This is a genomic window from Burkholderia vietnamiensis LMG 10929, from assembly GCF_000959445.1.
GTDB lineage: Bacteria > Pseudomonadota > Gammaproteobacteria > Burkholderiales > Burkholderiaceae > Burkholderia > Burkholderia vietnamiensis.
Genome location: NZ_CP009630.1, coordinates 1,802,692 through 1,821,823, shown reverse-complemented (window position 1 = coordinate 1,821,823; position 19,132 = coordinate 1,802,692). Strand labels below are relative to the sequence as shown.

The window sequence follows — 19,132 nt, the reverse complement described above, 5'->3', positions numbered from 1 at the left end:
GTCGTTCATGACATTTCCTCTCGAGCCGGACGCGCGTGCAGTGCGCGGTGAAGCCGATACGCATGACGTCGCGCCGCCGCAATTCGGCGTCGACGGCGAGCAGGCCGAGCGCGACTGGCCGCTGATGACGCTCGACGAAGTCGCCGGCGTGCTCGCGCGCATCGACGGCGCCGGCGCACCGGCGCGGCTCGCCTGGCACAGCCCGCGACCGTTCTCGGCGGCCGTGCTGGTCCACACCACCAGCGAGCGCGCACTGTTCGTCAAGCGCCATCACGCGAGCCTGCGCGACGTCGCGGCGCTCGCCGAAGAGCATCGCTTCATCGCCCATCTGCGGGCGCACGGCGTGCCGGTCGCGGACGTGCTGGCGGCGCGCGACGGCGCGAGCGCGTTCGCGTCGGGCGACTGGACCTACGAAGTGCATGCGCTCGCGCCGGGCGTGGACGCGTATCGCGGCGTGATGTCGTGGAAGCCGTTCGCGCATCCGTCGCATGCGTATGCGGCTGGCCGCGCGCTGGCCGAACTGCATCGCGCGTCGGCCGGCTACGATGCGCCGGCGCGGCCCGTGCGCACGCTGCTGTCGAGTTTTCGCGTGTTGTCGTGCGCGGATCTGACCGGCGCGCTCGCACGCTGGGTCGACGCGCAGCCGCTGTTGACGCGCGCGCTCGGCACGCGCGACTGGCGCGGCGACGTCGCGAAGTGGATCGGCCCGTATCACGCGCGCCTCGTGCCGCTGCTGGGCGCGCTGCCGCCGCTGTGGACGCACGGCGACTGGCATGCGTCGAATCTGCTGTGGACCGACGCCGCACCGGGCGCGCTGGTGCGCACGGTGCTCGACTTCGGATTGGCGGATCGCACCTGCGCGGTGATGGACCTCGCGCTCGCGATCGAGCGCAATGCGATCGACTGGCTGGCGCCGGCCGCTGCACGCCGCGTCGAATACGATCAGATCGGCGCGCTGCTCGACGGTTACGAGTCGATTGCGCCGTTGAGCGACGACGCGTATGCGGCGCTCGTCGCGATGCTGCCGATCGTGCATACGGAGTTCGCGCTGTCGGAAGTCGCGTATTTCGGCTGTATCGTCGCTGCGCCGGAGATCGTCGACGTCGCATACGACGGTTACCTGATCGGCCACGCGCAATGGTTCGGCGAGCGCGATGGGCGGCGGTTGCTGGACTGGCTGGGGGAGCGGCGGCTTACGAAGCGGGGCAGCCTGTAAAGCTGCGTGCCGGACGGTGTCGAGCCGGCACGCGGTTGCCCCGCGCTTCATCTTCCTTTCGTGCGGCGAGTTCTTCGAGGCAGAGCGTGAGGGGGCACCGAGACGATGTCTGCGCCCTCCGTGCTTTTGCGCGGAACAACGATTTCGACCGAAGCGCAGGTTCGTTTGAAGCCGAGCGGACCGGTTGCACGCCCGTGCGGTTTCGCGGGGGCTTGAGCCGTATGCGGGGAAACTCGCACGTACGGTTCCTGGAAGAGAACACGCCGGTAACGGCGTGTCTTCACCGGCTTCGCTCTAGGACGATCCGCGCACTTTCCCGCGCCGATACGCGGCCGCACCCAACCTCGCGAAGGGCGTCTCGGAGCACGACGCATGCCGCGCCGAACCTGACGACACCGGCAATACGCAAACGGTCGCGCCTCGCTCGGCAGGCTCCTCAACGCGTCAGAAGCCCAGTTCGCGTTGCAATACCGCGGCCACGAACCGCAGGCCGCGGCCCAGGTAGCTTTCGCGGCCGGCGCCGAGCTGCGCCGTGCCGGGCACCTCGCGTCCCGGCCCGTCGCCGCCGCTGCACGCGTCGAAGCGCACCTGCCAGGTGGCTTGCAGCGGCACCAGCTGGTGCGTCTTCGGATCCTGCTCGGCGGGGATCGGGCCGCCGTACGTGCTGGCCACGGTGGGCTCGTCGAGCGTGGCCACGTTGACCTTGTCGATCGCGGCGATGCGGCAACGGCGCGCCGCGAGTTCGGGCACGTCCGACACGAACACGGCCGTCTGTCCGGCCGCGAGGCGCTCCACGTCGTGCTCGCCCACGTAGGCGTCGCCTTTCACGCCGCCGGGCGCCACGATGTCGTAGAGCCGCTCGCCGCGCGGCAGCCAGGTGCCGGGCGCTTGCGCGTCGTCGTTGGCCTGCACGGTGCCGTCGAATGGCGCGCGGATCGTCAGTCGCGCGATCTCGGCACGCAGCCCCGCCACCGTCTGCCGCGCCGACTCCCAGCGGCGTTGCAACGCCGTGCCCTGCTGCTGCAGGCGATCGTCGAACGATTGCTGCTCGACTTCCCAGCGCAGCCGCGCCTCCTCGGCGCTGGCGCTGGCCAGCTTCGCGTCGAGATCGGGCGACACCAGCACTGCGAGTGTGTCGCCGGCCCGTACCTTGCGCCCGTCGCGCGCCGGCTCCGGCGTCTCGGCGAGGTAGCCGGGCTCGACCGTATAGAGCCCCTGGGCGCGCAGCGGCGTGAGCACGGCCGGCGCGCTCACGCCGGCATGCCACGGCAGCACGAAGAATGCCAGCAGCGCCGCGCCCAGCAACGCGCTGCGCCGGGTTTCGCGGCGCCAGTGCAGCGCGTCGCGGCGCGCCCAGCAGTGCTGCGCCTCGCGCCACACCGGGCGCATGATGAACCAGCCGAATTCCACGCAGAACAGCACCATGCCGAGCAGCTTGAAGAACGCGTGATACACCACCAGCGCGATCGACATGAACACGGTCAGCCGGTACAGCCAGGTGGCGAACGAGAACGCGATCAGGAAGCGGCGGCGCTCGGCGCTGCACGGTTCGGGCTGCGGGTCGCCGAAGCCGAACAGCCGTTCGCGCAGCCACCAGCGGCCGAGCGCGAACGCGCGATCGTGCAGGTTCGGCATGTCGAGCCAGTCCGACAGCAGGAAATAGCCGTCGAAGCGCATGAAGGGGCTCGCGTTGATGCCGAGCGTGGCCACCCAGGTGGTGGTGGCGAGCAGGAACGCGCCGGCGCGCAGCGGCCCGTCGGGCAGCAGCGTCCACGCCAGCGTGGAGAACGCGGCGAGCGCCACCTCGCTGAGCATGCCGGCCGCGCCGATCCACAGCCGGCGGCGCCGCTCGGGCACCTTCCAGGCCTCGGTGGTGTCGGTGTACAGCACCGGCACCATCACCAGCAACGCCACGCCCATGGTGGGCACGCGGCAGCCGTGGCGCTGCGCCGTGTAGGCATGCGCGAACTCGTGCAGCACCTTGGCGAAGCCGAGCGCGATGCCCACGCCCACCAGGCCGCGCCAGTCGGCGTAGTTGTGGAAGGTGTGCAGGAATTCGTCCCAGCGCCGCGACGCGAGGAACAGGCCGAGCAGAGCCACCGCCGTGACCACGTACCAGAACGCCGGCCGGAACGCGAACGCGACGTAGCGGTGCGTGGCGCGCAGGAACGACATCGGATGCCAGATCGGAATCCGGATCATCAGGTAGTGCTTGAGCAGCCACATGGCGCGCGAGGTATGCTGCGCCGCCTCGTGGGCGTCGAGCCGTGCGGTGTCCGCGGCGCTCATGGCAACCAGCAGGTTCTCCTGGCGCAGCGTGCGCAGCAGCGCCTCCATGTCGTCGAGCGTGACGGTGAGGGTGGTGTCGCGGTTCACGGCCTCGACGATCGCGTTCGCGTCGTCGAGCGCCCAGCGCGAGAGCAGCTCGAACGCGGGCCAGCCGATCTGGAAGAAGCGGTTCGCGGCAGGATCGTGCAGCATCCAGGTCGGCGCGCCGTCGGGCGTCACGGGGCCGGCCGAGAGCGTCAGTTCCTGGCGCAGTTGCGGGAGTCGGTGCATGGTGCGAAAGCGTCGTGCGGGTCGTCGTGTTTCACCAGCCCAGCCACTGGCGGGCCAGCGTCAGCGGACGGCGCAGCAGGTAGTAGATCGCGGGTACCCACGGCCCGCGGATCCGTGCGGTGCCCATCGCGCCGAGCGGCGCATGCGCGTCGCCCGCATCGAGCGTGGCGCGCACGCGGTAGGCGAGCACGCCCTCGGGCGTCGGCTCGGCGCGCCAGGCCACGGTGTCGACGCGCGCGTCGTAGCTCGCCAGCGGCGAACTCTTCGGATACAGCGTCAGCGTGGTGCCGGGCTTCACGTCGATGTTGTCGGCCACCGGCAGCCACGCGGTCACTTCCACGTGCGCGGGATTGGCCAGCAGCAGGATCTTTTCCCCGACGGCCACCGCCTTGCCGGTCCATTCGTTTGGATCGCTGAAGATCGCCACGCCGGCGCGCTGCGCGGTGACGTTCACGCGCGCGAGCTGGCGCGCGGTGTAGTCGAGCTCGACGCGGCTCTGGTCGAGCTTGCCCTGGCGTTCGGCCATGTCGAGGCGGTTCTTGTCGTCGGTCACCGCGAGCTGCGCCGTCTGCCGGAGTTCCTCCTGGGCCGTGTCGAAATCCTTGCGGGCCACGGCGTAGCGCGACTGCAGCGTGGTGGCGTCGAGCGCGAGCAGCGGCGTGCCCTGCTGCACGACCTGATTCGGACGCACGTACAGGCGGTCGATCACGCCGTCGAGCGGCGCGCGCACCACGAACGGATCCTTCGGCGTGACCTCGGCCGGCGCGAGCACCGTGAGCCGCACCGGGATCACGCACGCCACCGCCAGCCCGATCAACACGCGGCGCTGCTGGCGGCCGGGCTTCAGCAAGATCCGGGCACGCTCGCGCCACGAGGCGCGGGGCGCGAACGACTCGAACGCGTGCGCCCACACCTGGCCGAGCTCGGTCAGCAGCGCGGCGTCGGTGGCGCTCCAGATCCCGTCGCGCGCGAACACCACGCCGCCCACGGCGCGGCCGGCCCGATCGGTCAGCGGCAGCCACGCGCCGTGCTCGGGCCACCACGCGGCCCATTCCTCCACCACGTGCGGCGCGTCGGCGCGCAGGTCGGCGGCGGTGAAGGTGTGCACGCGCGGCCGCGCCGGCAGCACCGGCGCGCCCTGGCCTTCCACGCGCGCCGCGGCGTCCTCGGGCGGGGCGCTCTGCAGGCCGCGCGCGAGCGCCTTGCAAAGCTGGCCGAGCCATTGCACGTAGGGCGCGTTCGGATCGCTCTGAGGCAGGCCCGACAACGCGGCCACGTGGCCCGGCGTGTCGCCGCGCCACCACGCGGCCTGACGGTAGGGCACCAGCGCGAGCGTCTCGTTGACGATCGTGAAGCCGAGCGTGGTTTCGGTCGCGGCCGCGCGAGCGCGCGCCGACAGTTGCCAGAGCAGCGCGAGCTGCTGGCCGTCGATGCGGGGTTGAGCCGCCTCGTCCGCCGTACGGTTTGCCGTCATTGCATCACCGCGCGAAAGTCGCCCACCCGCTCATGCCAGGCAGCAGCTCGGGCGCGCCGGCATTCAACGCCGCCGTCACGTCCACCGTCTGCGTGACGGGGTCGACGCGCGCGCCGATCCGCGCCACCTTGGCCGGGTAGGTCTTGCCGACTTCGTCCACCTGCACGCTCAGCGCGTGGCCCGGACGCAGCCAGGCGAGCCATTTCGACGGCACGATCATCTTCAGCTCGAGGTGGCTGGTGTCCACCACGGTGAGCAGCGGCTTGCCCGGTTCGGCGAACTGCTGCGGCGAGGCGCTGCGCCTGGACACGCGGCCGTCGAACGGCGCGGCGATCGCGCACTTGCGGACGGTGGCCGACATATAGGCCACCTCGGCCGCGCTGGCCTTCTGCTTGGCCTGCGCCTGCTGCACCTCGAGCGCGCCGATCGAATGCAGCGCGAGGAGCTTGCGGTTGGTGTCGAGCAGGTCGCGGGCGCCGTCCGCGTCGGCCTGCGCCTTGCGCAGCTGCGCGTTGTACAGCGAGCAGTCGAGCGTGACGAGCGTCTGCCCGGCGCGGAACGAATCGCCGTCGCGGAACGGCAGGGAGGCGATCTTGGCCGCCACTTCGCTCGAGATGTCCACCTGATCGCGCGACACGAGCTGGATGCGGATCCTCGAATCGGGATTGTCGACGGCCGGCGCGCCCGGCGGCGGCGCCGGGGGCGCCGCCAGGACCAGGCGCGAGGCGACGAGCAGCGCGATCGCGCCGGCTGCCCGGTAGTGCTTGAACGGCTTCATTTCTGCACAGCTCCTGCATCGCGCGAGGCGGCCGCGGCCAGCGTCGGGCCGGGTTGGGCGGGGGCCACGGCGGCCGGGTCGCCGCCCTCGGCGAGCGCGTCCCAGTGCTGCTGCGAGGCGGTGATCGCGCTGCGAATCGCGGCGAGGTCGTAGCCGGTGGGCTTGTCGCTCATCGGGTCGAGGCCCAGCGTGGCGAGCATCTGGCCATAGGCGCTTTCGAGTTCGCCGTAGCTCTGGTACAGGCGCAGCTCCGACATCATCGCCTGCGTGGCGATGCGGATTTCCTCGAGCTTGCCCTGCGCGTTCGCTTCCGTGGCGTTGTGCGTATGCCGCAGGATCTGGCCGTCCACGTCGTTCATCTGCTTGAACAGGTCGAACTGGCGCGTCTTCGCCGCGAGCTCGCTGCGCGCCACGTGCACCTGCGTGAGCACCGCCATGCTCAGCGCCATGCGCTGCATCTTGGCCACGTCGAGCTGCGCCTGCGCGGTGCCGCGGATGTTGCGCGCGTTCAGCAGGTTCAGCAGGTTCCAGCTCACGCTGATGCCGGCCGTGCGCCAGGCGTTGTACACCAGGAAGCTGTTGCTGTCGAAGTGCGCGCCGAGGCTGAACTCGATGCCGGGCAGCAGCTTGGCCATCGCCTTGTGCGTCTCGTTCACGCTGATGCGCTCGTTGTAGCTCGCTTCCACCAGCTCGGGGCGGCGTTGCAGCGCCATGTCTTCCATGTTCGGCATGGCCATGTCGAAGGCCGGCACCTTGAAGTCGCTGCTCGCGGCCAGCGTGAAGTCCTTGCCCGGCTCGAGATTCATCAGCGAGGCGAGGCGCGGCTTGGCTTCCTCGAGCTGGTCGCGCACGGCCTCGAGCTGGCGCATCAGATCGAGCAGCGAGCGCTGGTAGTTCAGCGTGTCGAGCGGCGAGCGCAGGCCCTGCGCCTGGGTGCGGCGCGAATCGTCGAGCGCCGACCGCGCCTGGGTCAGCAGCGGCTCGATGCGATCGCGCAGGCGCTGCGCGCCCACCGCTTGCCAGTAGGCCTCGCGCACCTGCTGCATCATCAGCTGCACGACCTTGCGGCGGCGCTGCTCGAGCACCAGCACGCGGTCGGACTGTTCCTTGGCCTCGAAGTAGCTCACGCCGAAGTCGAGGATGTTCCAGGACAGGTTCAGGTCGGCGGTGCGGCTGTTCTTGTCGGTGGAGTACGACGGAATCAGCGACTGGTCGTGCGTGTAGAGACCTTCCGACGACGAAGCGAGCTCGTGGTTGCGGTTGGCGTAACCGGCTGCGGCCGTCAGCTTGGGCAGCAGGTCGAAGTTCGACAGGTCGAGCTGGCGCTGGGCGAGCGCCTCTTCCATCATCTTCAGGCGATGGTCGAGGTTGTAGCGCACGGCGCGCGCCATGGCCTCGTCGAGCGTGATCGGACCGGTCACCGGCTGCTGGTCGGCGAACATCGCCGTGCGGTCGGTGTGGGCGGTGGCGGCGCGCTCGGCATCCGTGAACGGTACAGGCTTGATGGCGCAGCCGGACAGCCAGACGACGGCCACGGCGGCCGCGAGCAATGCGGGACGCGGTGCGCGTCCCCGGAGCGTCTTGTTTTTCAAGTCGAGGGGTCTCTTGGAAAAATGGGCGAATGAACGGGCGAAAGCGAAGGTCATGAGCGGCGCTCCCCGGTGACGTGCAGGGTGGCCAGCGCATTGGCGAACTGGGCGGCGAGCGAGGGCTTGGCGAGGGGCGCGGCCTGCGCGTGCGGCGCGACGGCGTGGCCGTTGCCCTTGCCGTGTTCGGCGGGCTTGCCGGCGGCGTTGCCGTGGGCGTCGAAGCGCATCGTCACCTCGCGGCGCACGAGGTTGCCGGCGGCATCGCGCAGCACGAGCGTGACCCGAACGTCGTGCACGCCGCCGGGCGGCTTGCCGCTGAGTACGCCCGATTGCGCGTCGTAGTGCAGCCACGCCGGCAGCGGCGCGCCGTTGGCGAGCGTGACGGCGGTGACGGCCGCGTCGTCGGCGCCCGGCGCCTGCGCGTCGCGGGTGGCGGGCGTCTGCACCAGCGTCCGCACGTTCACCGCGAAATCCTGGCCGGCACGATGCAGCGGATGCACGTCGATCGGCGCCAGCGGATGAGCAGCCGGCGTCGCGCCTTCGATCCCGGCCGGTACCAGCGAATCGAGCGGCCGCACGTGCGTGTCGCCGAGCGAACGCTCGCGCGCACCGTGGCTCGCGAAGGTGAAGGTGTCGCGCGTGCCGATCGAACCGACGTCCCGCTGGCTGGTCGCGCCGAATGCATCGAGCACGATCAGCGGACTCGATACGCCGTCGGACTGGCCGAGGCTGTCGTCGGCAAGCAGCGGCGCGGCGTGCGGCAGGCCGATCGGCATGGCGCCGGTTTGCTCGCGGTCGGGTTGACCGTTCTGGTCGTGCGGCAGCACCCATTGCGGCAGGATCGGCGTGCCGACCGGCTGCGCCGTGCCGACGATGGTCAGCGTGCGCGTGAGCGGCGCGCTGGTCTTGACGCCGTCGCCGACCGTGAACACCAGCGTGCGCGTGCTGCCGGTGTGCTCGGCCTGCGTATGGAGATAGCCGACCGCGGTGAGCGCGGCCTGCCATTGCGCCACGGTGGCGTTGCCGCTGGCCGAGTGCAGCGTGAGCGTGCCGTGCGCGGCGTCGAAGCTCGCGGCGATGTCGCCGGTGGCCGCGCCTGCCGCGAAGCTCAGCACGTCGTGCTGGGCGTCGAAGGCGCCGCTGAGGGCGATCGTGGCGGTGGTGGGCGCCGTGGCGTTCAGATCGGTCAGCGTGATGCCGGTGCCGATCGACACCGGGACGGTGACGCGGCCGCCCGCCGTATAGCTCAGTTGCGTGCCGTCCACGCCGAGCAGTGGCGTCTGGTGCGTCGCCGTGACCGACACGCTGCGCTCCAGCGCGGCGCTCGTCTTGACGGCGTCGTTGATGGTGAAGCCGATGCTGCGGGTGGTCGCGTCGGGCGTGACGGCCGTGTCGGTGTAGGTGACCGAGCGCAGCGCGGCCTGCCATTGCGCGAGCGTGGCGGTGCCGCCCGCGGAGACGAGGGTGAGCGTGCCGTGCGCGGCGTCGAAGCTCGCCGTGATGTTGCCCATCGTGCCGTCGTTGCTGAACGCGAGCACGTCCTCGCCGGCGTGGAAGCCCGCGCCGATCTGCACGGTGGCCGAGGCCAGCGTGGCGTTGTCGAGGTCGCTCAGCGTGAGGCTGCCGTCGATCGTCACCGGTACGGATGCGGCGTTGTCGCCCGCCACGAACGCGGCCGGGCCGCTGCTGGTGGTGGAGAGCGTCGGCGTCTGGTCGGTGGTGGCGACGGTCACGTCGCGCGTGATGGCGACGCTGGTCTTGGCGCCGTCGCTGACCGCGAAGCCGATGGTGCGGGTGGCCGTGTCGGGCGTGACGGCCGTGTCGGTGTAGGTGACCGAGCGCAGCGCGGCCTGCCATTGCGCTAGCGTGGCGGTGCCGCCCGACGAGACGAGCGTGAGCGTGCCGTGCGCGGCGTCGTAGGCGGCGGTGATGTTGCCCATCGTGGCGCGGTCGTTGGTGAACGCGAGCACGTCCTGCCCGGCGTGGAAGCCCGCGCCGATCTGCACGGTGGCCGCGGCCAGCGTCGCATTGTCGAGGTCGGTCACCGCGATGCCGGTGTCGATCGCGACCGGCGTGGATGCCGCGTTGTCGGCGGCCACGAACGCGGCGCTACCGGTGCTGCTGGTGGACAGCAGCGGGGTCTGCTCGGTCGGCGTGACGACGATGGTGCGCGTCAGCGCGTTGCTGAACTGCGAGCCGGCGCTCAGCGAAAAGCTGACGGTGCGCGTCGCGTCGTTCGGCGTGACCTGCGTGTCGCTATAGGCCACCGAGCGCAGCGCGGCCTGCCATTGGGCGAGCGTGGCCGAGCCGTTCGCCGAGGTCAGCGTCAGCATGCCGGTCGACGCATCGTAGCTGCCGGTGATGTTGCCCATCGTCAGGCCGTCGTTGCTGAACGACAGCCGGTCCTCGCCGCTATACAGGTTGCCCGTGATCGCGATCACCGCGCCGTCGACTACGTTGCCGAGCGGGTCCGCGACGGTCAGGTTCGGGTCGATCGCCACCGGCGCGGCGCTGGCGTTGTCGCCGGCCACGAAGCTCGCGCTGCCGGTGCTGGAGGTGCCCAGCGCCGGCGCCGAGCTGATCACGTTGACGCTGTAGTCGAGCGGCGAGCTGGTCTTCACGCCGTCGTTGACGACGACGCTGACGGTGCGCGTGCCGAGCGCGGCGTTGGCGCCGGTCGAGAACTGCAGGCTGTCGAGCACCGTCTGCCATTGCGCGACGGTGCCGCCGGTCGAGCTGATCGTCAGCGTGCCGCTGGCCGCGTCGTAGTTGACGTTCATGCCGTTGGTCAGCGTCGAAGGCGGCACGCTGATGCCGAGCGTGTCGCCGCTTTGCAGACCCGCGGTGATCTGTACCGTGATCGACATCGGTACCAGCGTCGAGCCGCTCACGTTCCGGTCGGTCAGCGTGATGCCGCTGTCGATCGCGGTGGCGGCCTGGCCGGTCAGGTAGTCGAGGCTGTTGCCCGAGGCGCCGACCAGCGGCGTCTGATGGGTCGCCTGCACCACGATCACCTTGCTCGAGCCGACGCTGGACTTGGTGCCGTCGTTGACGCTGAAGCTGATGGTGCGACTCGCGGTCTGCGGCACCACGGCCGTGTCGGTGTAGGTGACCGAGCGCAGCGCGGCCTGCCACTGGGCGGCGGTCGAGCCGCCGGCCGAGGTCAGCGTGAGCGTGCCGGTGCCGGCGTCGAAATGCGCCTGGATGTCGCCGAACGCGCCGTTGCCGAGCGCGAGCACGTCTTCGCCGCTGTGGAAGTTGCCGGTGATCGCCACGGTGGCCGACGCCATGGTCGCCGAGTCGGAGTCGGTCAGCGTCAAGCCGGCGTCCACCACGACCGGGGCGGAGGGCGCGTTGTCGCCCGAAACGAAGGTGGTGGTGCCGCCGCTGTCGGTGACGATCGGCGACTGGTCGGTCGGAACGACGTTGATCGTGCGCTGGAAGTTGGTGCTGACCTTCGTGCCGTCCGTGATCACGAAGTTGATGACGCGCTGCGTGCCGTCCGGCGTGGCGGCCGAATCGGTAAAGCGGACCGAGCGCAGCGCGGCCTGCCATTGCGCGAGCGTGGCGGTGCCGCCCGCCGAGCTGAGGGCCAGCACGCCGTTCGAGTACGCGCCCGTGATGTTGCCCATCGTCGAGCCGTCGTTGGTGAACAGCAGCGTATCGCCGTTCGCGTCGTAACCGCTCGCGATCACGACGTTGGCCTGGGTCAGCGTGGCGTTGTCGCGATCGGACACCGTGATGCCCGAATCGATCACGACCGGCGTGCTGGGCACGTTGTCGCCCTGCGTGAACGTGAGGCTCCCCGACGAGCCGCCGATCACCGGTGTCTGGTCGGTATCGGCGACGGTCACGGTGGAGGTGGCCGCGGTGCTGGTCTTGGTGCCGTCGCTGATCGCGAAGCTGACGGTGCGCGCGAGTGCGCCCGGCGTAATGGCCGTCGAGTCGTAGGTGACGGCCCGCAGCGCGTTCTGCCACTGTGCGAGCGTGGCCTGGTTGCCCGACGAGGTCAGCGTCAGCGTGCCGTTCGCGTACACGGCCGAGATGTTGCCGTACAGCGCGGTGCTGTTGTTGTTGAAGGCGAGCACGTCGGTCGCCTCGTAATGGCCGGTGATGGTGACCACGGCCTGCTGGAGCGGGCCGCCGTCCAGATCGCCGACGGTGATGGCGTCGTTGACGGCGACCGCCGTCGAGGCGGTGTTGTCGCCGGCCACGAACGAGACGGTGTTGCCGCCGGCGCCGATCACCGGCGTCTGGTCGGTGGCCGTCACGGTCACGTTGCGCGTGGCCGTCGAGCTGGTCAGCGTGCCGTCGTTGATCTGGAAGCTGACCGTGCGTGTGCTGGACGAAGGCACCACCAGGTCGTTCGTGAACTGGATCGAGGCAAGCGCGTTCTGCCACTGCAGCAGCGACGCGCCGCCGGCCGCGGTCAGCGTCAGCACGCCCGTGCTGCCGTCGTACGCGCCGCTGATGTTGCCCATCGTCGCCGGATTGGCGGTGAACAGCAGCTGGTCGTGATTGCCCTGGAAGTTGCCGGTGATCGCGACGGTCGCGCTGACCAGCGTCGTGCTGCTGCCGTCGGTGAGCAGAATGCCCGGGTCGACCGCCACCGGCGTCGAGGTGGTGTTGTCGCCGCTCACGAACTGCGCCGAGCCGCTGTCGGTGCTGACCGTCGGGCCGGCCGTGACCACCATGCTGTGATGCAGCAGCGCGCTGGTCTTGGTGCCGTCGCTGACGGCGAACGTGATGTCGCGCGTGCCGCCCGTCGTGCCCGTCGCGCTCGCGAACGTGACGGCGTCGAAAGCGTTCTGCCATTGCGCGACGGTGGCGGTGCCGCCGGCCGACGTCAGCGTGAGCGCGTGCGTGGTCGCATTGTAGCTGCCGATGATGTTGCCATACAGCGTCACGTTCGAGTTGTTGAACGCGAGCGTGTCGCCGGTCGCGTAGCCGCTTGCGATCGTGACGGCGCCCGAGGTCAGCGTCGGCGTGTCGGCGTCGCTGACGTGCACGTTGGCGTCGACCGCGACCGCGGCCGAGCCGGCGAAGTAGCTGGTGCTGGTGGCGCCGCCCTCGGTCACGAGCGGCGTCTGGTCGACGGAGGTGACGGTGATGGTGCGCGTGGCCACGTTGCTCGCCTCGGTGCCGTCGTTGAACGCGAACGACACCGTGCGGGTGGTGGTGGACAGGTTGGGCGAGGCCTGCGTGCTGAAGAACGTGATCGACTGCAGCGCGGCCTGCCAGCTGGCGAGGCTGGGCGACCCGCTGCCGGTCAGCGTCAGGACGCCGGTGGCGCTGTTGTAGCTGCCGGTGATGCCGTTTTGCGCGACGAACGACAACTGGTCGCCGCTCTGCACGTTGGTGATGCGGACCGTGGCGGTGCTTGCCGAGGCCGAACTGGGGTCGGAGATCGTGATGCCGGGGTCCACCGCCACAGCGGTGCCGCCCACGCCGTTGTCGCTCGAACTCCACGACGCGCTGCCGCTGCTGGTGGTCACCGACGGGCCGTTGTCGGTATAGGCGAGGTTGTTGAGCGTGGGCTCGAAGCTGCCCGAGTCGTTCTGGTCGATCAGCGAGAACGAGACGATGTTGTTGAAGGCGCTGCCGAGCTGTATCTGGCTCGACACGGTGCCGGTGAAGCCGCCCACCGCGGCCGTGGCGAGCTGGACCAGCGCGCTCTTCGAGCCGTTGGCGTAGGTGGCCTGGATGTACAGGTCGCCGTTGAACGAGCTGAGGTCGAAGCTCTGCAGGCTGAACTGGTGGCCGTTGGCGAGCGAGATGGTGACGTTGCTCATCGTCGAGGCGCCGTCGGCGTTGATGTCCAGGACGCCGTCGGTGGGCGACACGGAGATGTCGCTCGGGAACGGCGAGTTCGACGCGTTGTAGGCGTAGGTGTTGCCGGGCTGGTCGAACGTGTAGACGAGGCCGTCGAGCGTGAACTGGGACAGGCCGATCGCCGCGAAGTTGTCGGCGGCCGCGCTGTCGTAGGTTTCCGTCGTCACGCCGAGCAGTTCGTTGAACTGCGCCTGGGCGCTGGCCGATTCGTTCAGCGCGGTGTGGACGTTGCCGACCTGGTATTCGAGCGTCCAGTTGCCGCCGAGCGCGGCCGAGCCGGTCGCGTCGATCGAGGCGGCCACGTTCAGGTGGGTGATGCCGGCGATCTTCTGCACCAGTGCCTGACCGTCGGCCTGTTGGGCCACGTCGCAGCCGTAGATCAGGAAGTCGCCGCCGGCGTGCATCGCCGCGCCGATCTGTGCGAGCTGCGTGCTGTAGCCGGACAGATCGCCGTTGGTGAGCCAGGTGGAGCCGACCTGGATCGCGCCGTCGCTGCCGTGCGAGAGCAGGCTGATCGACTCCACGCCGCGATGGGCCTGCAGGTATTGCGCGATCTGCGCGAGGCCGTCGGTTTTCGCGTCGAGCACCACGTACTGCGTACCGGCGGGCAGACCGGCGATCAGGACCTGGTAGTTCGCGACGCTCGGGTCGATGAACACGATCTGGGTCTGCGCGGCCGACATCGCGGCGCTGCCGTCGGTCGTGGCGGCATGTTGCGCTTCCCGTTGCGTCGATGGTGCCTGCTGCCGGTTCTGCGCGAACGGCGAGATCGGGTCGCTGCCCTGCGGCTTGTCCGCCGGTGCGTTGGCCGTGGCATTGTTCGATGTGCTGCCCGTGGGCGTGTAGATGTGCGCCTCGGTGCGATGGATGACTTCCGCTGGCGCGTGCTCGTGGGCATGCGGCTGGGCGGCCACGGCGGCCACCGATGCGTCGTAGACGACACGCGGCTCGAGGGCGAGCAACAGGGGCGAGGCCGCGATGCGCGGGCCGGGCTGGCTGGCGTTTTGCTTCTGGCGCGCGAACCACTGCTTGATGATCTTCATGACGATGCTCTCCCTGCTGCTACCTGCCAGATGCCGTGCGGCCGGCTGCGGGGCCGCACCGGCCCCGCCTGATGATTGAAGCCCGGTCGCGATCAGCCGCGCGACGGGAAGCTGCCTTCCAGCGCGATAATGAATGACAGACCGAGGTACGGATTGCGGATGTTGACGGGCATGTTGCTGCGCGACACGCCGATCATGACGGTCGGGTTGGTTGTGAATTCAACGGCCGCGTCGAACGGCTTGAGTGTCTTGCTCGTCGTGTTTACGGCGCCGCCCTGTGTTTCTGAAGGCAGGGTTTATCCCCTGATTCAAACGGCGTGTTTTCAAGGTTCCGGCAGGGCCGCCGGCTCGCGACGTAACTGCTCTAGCGGATGGCAGGAAAATCGAATGGCGCGGCCGTGCGGCACATGGGGTTATATACCGCTGGTGCCGATTTTCATGAAACAGATTCGTTGGTAAAAACGTTTGCGCCGGATTATCGGCTTCCACGTTCAGGCTGTTAGGCAGGTCTTCGGCCGCCGCTCGTGGCGCGTGCTGACGAACACTTCGATGAACAACGCGTCGCCGTCATGGGACGCGGCGTGGAATGTCGATTCTGCGTCGGCGCAAATGTTTGCGAGCCCTAAATTGCCGATCGAAACAGGCGCGGCAACAATTTCATCGGACTGGAAAAAGTTGAATGGGTCGATAAGAAAATCGGCTGTCAAGGCGTCAGACTAATTGTCTGATCAGCGGCAACTGGAGCTTGTTTGTTCGGTTGCGGTGATTGCCCCATGTGCCGTTTGCGACGAGCAACGAAATGTTGATGATGAGCAAGCCGGGCGCGTGCCGGAGAATGCGCGGCGATGCGCTTCTGCGCGATGCGAAACGCCGCCATGCCGATACCAGGCGCAGGGCGGGAGGTGAGCTCGTCGGAGAGCGGCGAGGTCGGTACCGCATCGCATCAATCGCGCAAATTGAACGAGCAACTACGACTGACTCCGTGCGACGAAGTGAGCGCGCTGAACGTGCTGGCCGACCACGGCAACCGCCAGTCGCGCGAAGATGCGATCGAACTGGCGGCGTGCATTGCGCAACCAGGGCGCGGCCCCAGTCAACGCCACGCACATTGTGGACACATATCCGACGGCCGCGACGTCGCAGCAGGCGCTGCGGCGTACGACGGTTTCGTGCCGGGCGTCGCCCCGACATCGGCCGGGGATTGAACACGGCGAAGCCGCCTCGAGGGCAGACTTTCGAAGCGGGCGTGTCGGCACGCCCGCTTCGCGTCACAGCTGCGCGAGCGCCTGATCGAGGTCGGCGAGCAGGTCGTCGATATGCTCGATGCCGATCGACAGCCGCACCGTTTCTTCCTTCACGCCTGCCTTCGCGAGCTCGGCCGGCGACAACTGGCGGTGCGTCGTCGATGCCGGATGCGTCGCGAGCGACTTCGTGTCGCCGATGTTGACGAGCCGCGTGAACAGCTTGAGCGCGTCCTGGAATTTCGCGCCGCCGTCGCGGCCGCCCTTGACGCCGAACGTCAGGATGCCGGGCGCGCGGCCGGACAGATAGCGCGCGACGAGCGGATGATCGGGGTGATCGGGCAGCCCCGCGTAGTTCACCCATTCGACGTTTTCGTGGCGCGCGAGATGCTGGGCGACCTTCAGCGCGTTGTCGCTGATCCGCTCGATGCGCAGCGCGAGCGTCTCGATGCCCTGCAGGATCTGGAACGCGTTGAACGGCGAGATCGCCGCGCCCATGTTGCGCAGCGGCACGACGCGCGCGCGGCCGATATACGCGGCCGCGCCGAACGCTTCCGTGTACACGACGCCGTGATAGCTGACGTCGGGTTCGTTGAGCCGCTTGAAGCGGTCTGCATGTTGCGCCCACGGGAACTTGCCGGAGTCGACGATCGCGCCGCCGAGGCTCGTGCCGTGGCCGCCGAGATACTTCGTCAGCGAGTGCACGACGATGTCCGCGCCGTGCTCGAACGGACGCAGCAGGTACGGCGACGGCACCGTGTTGTCGACGATCAGCGGAATGCCGTGGCGATGGGCGATGTCGGCGAGCGCGGCGATGTCGGTCACGTTGCCGAGCGGATTGCCCACCGATTCCGCGAAGATCGCCTTCGTGCGCGCGTCGATCAGCGCGTCGAACGACGCCGGATCGCGCGGGTCGGCGAAGCGCGTCGTGATCCCGTATTGCGGCAGCGTGTGCGCGAACAGGTTGTAGGTGCCGCCGTACAGCGAACTCGCGGACACGATGTTGTCGCCGGCTTCCGCGATCGTCTGGATCGAATAGGTGACGGCCGCCTGGCCCGACGCGAGCGCGAGCGCGCCGACGCCGCCCTCGAGTGCTGCGATGCGCTGCTCGAGCACGTCCGTCGTCGGATTCATGATGCGCGTGTAGATGTTGCGCTGGACCTTCAGGTCGAACAGGTCGGCGCCGTGCTGCGTGTCGTCGAATGCGTACGCGACCGTCTGATAGATCGGCACGGCCACGGCGCGCGTGGTCGGGTCGGGGCGATAGCCGCCGTGCACGGCGATGGTTTCAAGGCGCCAGTTCGAAGAGGCCTGATCGGTCATGGGTGCTCCGTACGTTGTTGTGATGGTCGGCCGATTATAGGAGCACGGGCGCTGCGGGCTTTAGAACGAATCGTTTGTTGCTTATGGTGCGCCGGCGCATCGCGTGCGTTTTCAGCGAATGCTGCGCAGCGGGATGTCGTGGCGGGCGGTGCGAATCCGTGCGCTCACGCGCGGCAGATCGCGATGATCTCGGCGCTCGTCGCGTCGTCGAATGGCGCGCCTTGCCAGTCGCCGCACCATTGCGTCGCCGAGAAGCCGGCTGCCGTCACGCGTGCTTGCAGATCGGGTTGGGCGATGAAGCGCAATCGGCTCGTATTTTGCAGCCGTATATCGTCGCGGCAGAAACGGTAGTACGTGTCGAACGACACGACCGGGCCGTCGATTGCGGTGACCGCGCGATGCAGTTCGACGCGGCCGAAATCGGGCGATTCGACGTGCGATGCGGGCGCGGACGGTACCCATCTGCGCCACGGTTCGACACGTGGATTGCGTGTCTCGAACATGAAGCGTCCGCCCTCGTTCAGCAGACGCCGCACGCCGTGCAGCGTGGCGTCGATCGCGGCGTCGGTCAGCAGGCACTGGAATGCGTGGCCGGTCATCACGACCGTATCGAAGCGCGCGTCGGGCGACAGGCCGGCGAGATCGCTGACGGCCCAGCGCACCGCGGATGCACCGGGTTGCTGCCGTGCATGCTCGATCATCGCGGCGGCCGGATCGATCGCGACGACGTCGTGCCCGGCCGCAGCGAGCTGACGCGCGAACCGGCCGGTGCCGCAGCCGAGATCGAGGATGCGCTGCTGAACGGTGCCGATGCGCGATGCGTAGAACGCGAAGTCGTGATCGCCCGCGTTGAACAGGTCGTAGACCGCGACGAGGCGCGGGTCGGTGTAGAGGATTTCGCGGGCGGGTGCCGTGTCGGACATCATGCGGAGCGCATGCGTCAACGCTGCTGAGCCGCGACGCGCAGGCCGAGCGCGATGAAGATCGAGCCGATGATCTTGCCTTGCCAACGCGTCAGCCACGCGAGCCGCCTCACGAGCCGGCCGAGCGGACGGACCGAGCAGGCGATCAGCGTCGTGTACAGCGAACTGAGCGCGACGAAGATCAGGCCGAGCACGGCGAATTGCACGAACGTCGAGCCGCGTTCCGGATGCACGAACTGCGGCATGAACGCGAGGAAGAACAGTGCGGTTTTCGGGTTCAGCACTTCGGCGGGGATGGCCTGCAGATACGCCTTCAGCGGCGTGACGGGCGACAGCTTCGGCAGCGACGGGTCGGACGGCTTCTCGATCAGCGCACGCACGCCGAGGTAGATCAGGTAGGCGGCGCCGACCCACTTCACGACGTTGAACGCGAGCGCGGACGTCATCAGCAGCGCCGACAAACCGACGGCCGCGAACAGCGTATGCACGAAGTCGCCGCTGGCGACGCCGAGGCCGGTCAGGATGCCGGTCTTGCGGCCGCCCTGTACGGTGCGGCTGAGGACGAGCAGCACGGCGGGGCCGGGGATCAGGAACAGACCCAGGACGACGGCGGTGAAGGTGGTCAGCGTGGTCAGGTCGAACATGGCGGCTCCGGCAGGGTTGGCGCAGCGGCGGGGATGGGGGGATTGTAGTCGGTTTGTTCGGCTCGCTTGCGCCGACGTCGATCTCAAGTTATTCGGACCTTGCCCTCCAACAGATTGCGGTGGTCGAAAACGGTGCAGAATCGCGTTGGTGAGGTGAGCGGCGGCGGGACATCGGTTCGTCTCTACGGGGATGCGCGGCTTCTGATGCAGAGCATTATGGACTCGACTACGCCAGTCCCTGACCCAGGCGGAGTGCCGGGGGCACTTCGCTGGGATTCACCAGGAACTATGAATGGTAGGACCGGCACATATGAATTGGTTGTGAATCCAAGTGCCAAGACGGTTATCCATTTCCTTTTTAAAAGCGGCCCGAAATGAGATTTACATGGAAATCTGGCCCCGTACTCGCCGGGCAGCTGGTGTACTGCCAAGCTGAGTACTCGTTCGACTTCGTTCCGAGGGAAAATGAATTAAACAGCCGAGTTCGGGGCTCCCGAACTGGATCTATTT

Annotated in this window: 11 protein-coding genes; 2 read left to right on the top strand and 9 right to left on the bottom strand. The window is 68.7% G+C overall.

The genetic code is table 11. From position 1 onward, the window contains the following. The first annotated feature begins 7 nt into the window (after nt 1-7). Nucleotides 8-1,216: a phosphotransferase enzyme family protein gene (locus AK36_RS08040; RefSeq protein WP_045578231.1), complete on the top strand. Its 1,209-nt coding sequence runs from the start codon at nt 8-10 to the stop codon at nt 1,214-1,216. Between the two features lie 444 nt (nt 1,217-1,660). Here the strand turns inward: AK36_RS08040 and AK36_RS08035 are convergent, their stop codons facing one another. The 6 genes from AK36_RS08035 to AK36_RS32735 all read right to left on the bottom strand — a co-directional run bounded on the left by AK36_RS08035 (nt 1,661) and on the right by AK36_RS32735 (nt 15,198). Continuing rightward, the gene (locus tag AK36_RS08035) at nt 1,661-3,775 is read right to left on the bottom strand and encodes an HlyD family efflux transporter periplasmic adaptor subunit (protein WP_045578230.1); all 2,115 of its coding nucleotides are present in this window, start codon (nt 3,773-3,775) and stop codon (nt 1,661-1,663) included. Nucleotides 3,776-3,806: 31 nt separating this feature from the next. Then, nucleotides 3,807-5,249, bottom strand: coding sequence for an efflux RND transporter periplasmic adaptor subunit (locus tag AK36_RS08030; RefSeq protein WP_045578229.1), 1,443 nt, complete (start codon nt 5,247-5,249; stop codon nt 3,807-3,809). Between the two features lie 4 nt (nt 5,250-5,253). After that, nucleotides 5,254-6,027: an efflux RND transporter periplasmic adaptor subunit gene (locus AK36_RS08025; protein ID WP_052691549.1), complete on the bottom strand. Its 774-nt coding sequence runs from the start codon at nt 6,025-6,027 to the stop codon at nt 5,254-5,256. Next, on the bottom strand, nt 6,024-7,673 hold the full coding sequence (locus AK36_RS08020) for a TolC family protein (RefSeq protein WP_224383351.1): 1,650 nt from the start codon (nt 7,671-7,673) through the stop codon (nt 6,024-6,026). Before AK36_RS08020 ends, AK36_RS08025 begins: the two co-directional genes overlap by 4 nt. Continuing rightward, nucleotides 7,670-14,491: a DUF4347 domain-containing protein gene (locus AK36_RS08015; protein WP_045578228.1), complete on the bottom strand. Its 6,822-nt coding sequence runs from the start codon at nt 14,489-14,491 to the stop codon at nt 7,670-7,672. Before AK36_RS08015 ends, AK36_RS08020 begins: the two co-directional genes overlap by 4 nt. Before the next feature lie 491 nt (nt 14,492-14,982). Beyond that, on the bottom strand, nt 14,983-15,198 hold the full coding sequence (locus AK36_RS32735; RefSeq protein WP_106919415.1) for a hypothetical protein: 216 nt from the start codon (nt 15,196-15,198) through the stop codon (nt 14,983-14,985). A 138-nt stretch (nt 15,199-15,336) separates the two neighbouring features. On the opposite strand from AK36_RS32735, the gene AK36_RS32730 reads away from it, so the two are divergent. After that, nucleotides 15,337-15,696: a hypothetical protein gene (locus AK36_RS32730; protein ID WP_144410633.1), complete on the top strand. Its 360-nt coding sequence runs from the start codon at nt 15,337-15,339 to the stop codon at nt 15,694-15,696. A gap of 63 nt (nt 15,697-15,759) precedes the next feature. Here AK36_RS32730 and AK36_RS08010 read toward each other — a convergent pair whose 3' ends face one another. From AK36_RS08010 to AK36_RS08000, 3 genes are all read right to left on the bottom strand, one after another. Next, complete coding sequence (locus AK36_RS08010) at nt 15,760-17,055, bottom strand: O-acetylhomoserine aminocarboxypropyltransferase/cysteine synthase family protein (RefSeq protein WP_045578227.1); 1,296 nt, start codon at nt 17,053-17,055, stop codon at nt 15,760-15,762. 164 nt (nt 17,056-17,219) lie between these two features. Beyond that, the gene (locus AK36_RS08005) at nt 17,220-17,981 is read right to left on the bottom strand and encodes a class I SAM-dependent methyltransferase (RefSeq protein WP_080938652.1); all 762 of its coding nucleotides are present in this window, start codon (nt 17,979-17,981) and stop codon (nt 17,220-17,222) included. Nucleotides 17,982-17,995: 14 nt separating this feature from the next. After that, entirely contained in the window at nt 17,996-18,622 is a 627-nt protein-coding gene (locus AK36_RS08000) for a LysE family translocator (protein ID WP_045578226.1), read from the bottom strand. Nucleotides 18,623-19,132: the final 510 nt, after the last annotated feature.

Coding starts and splice junctions, on each gene's coding strand:
- AK36_RS08040 (WP_045578231.1), top strand. CDS start 8: ATGACATTTCCTCTCGAGCCGGACGCGCGTGCAGTGCGCGGTGAAGCC.
- AK36_RS08035 (WP_045578230.1), bottom strand. CDS start 3,775: ATGCACCGACTCCCGCAACTGCGCCAGGAACTGACGCTCTCGGCCGGC.
- AK36_RS08030 (WP_045578229.1), bottom strand. CDS start 5,249: ATGACGGCAAACCGTACGGCGGACGAGGCGGCTCAACCCCGCATCGAC.
- AK36_RS08025 (WP_052691549.1), bottom strand. CDS start 6,027: ATGAAGCCGTTCAAGCACTACCGGGCAGCCGGCGCGATCGCGCTGCTC.
- AK36_RS08020 (WP_224383351.1), bottom strand. CDS start 7,673: ATGACCTTCGCTTTCGCCCGTTCATTCGCCCATTTTTCCAAGAGACCC.
- AK36_RS08015 (WP_045578228.1), bottom strand. CDS start 14,491: ATGAAGATCATCAAGCAGTGGTTCGCGCGCCAGAAGCAAAACGCCAGC.
- AK36_RS32730 (WP_144410633.1), top strand. CDS start 15,337: ATGCGCTTCTGCGCGATGCGAAACGCCGCCATGCCGATACCAGGCGCA.
- AK36_RS08010 (WP_045578227.1), bottom strand. CDS start 17,055: ATGACCGATCAGGCCTCTTCGAACTGGCGCCTTGAAACCATCGCCGTG.
- AK36_RS08005 (WP_080938652.1), bottom strand. CDS start 17,981: ATGATGTCCGACACGGCACCCGCCCGCGAAATCCTCTACACCGACCCG.
- AK36_RS08000 (WP_045578226.1), bottom strand. CDS start 18,622: ATGTTCGACCTGACCACGCTGACCACCTTCACCGCCGTCGTCCTGGGT.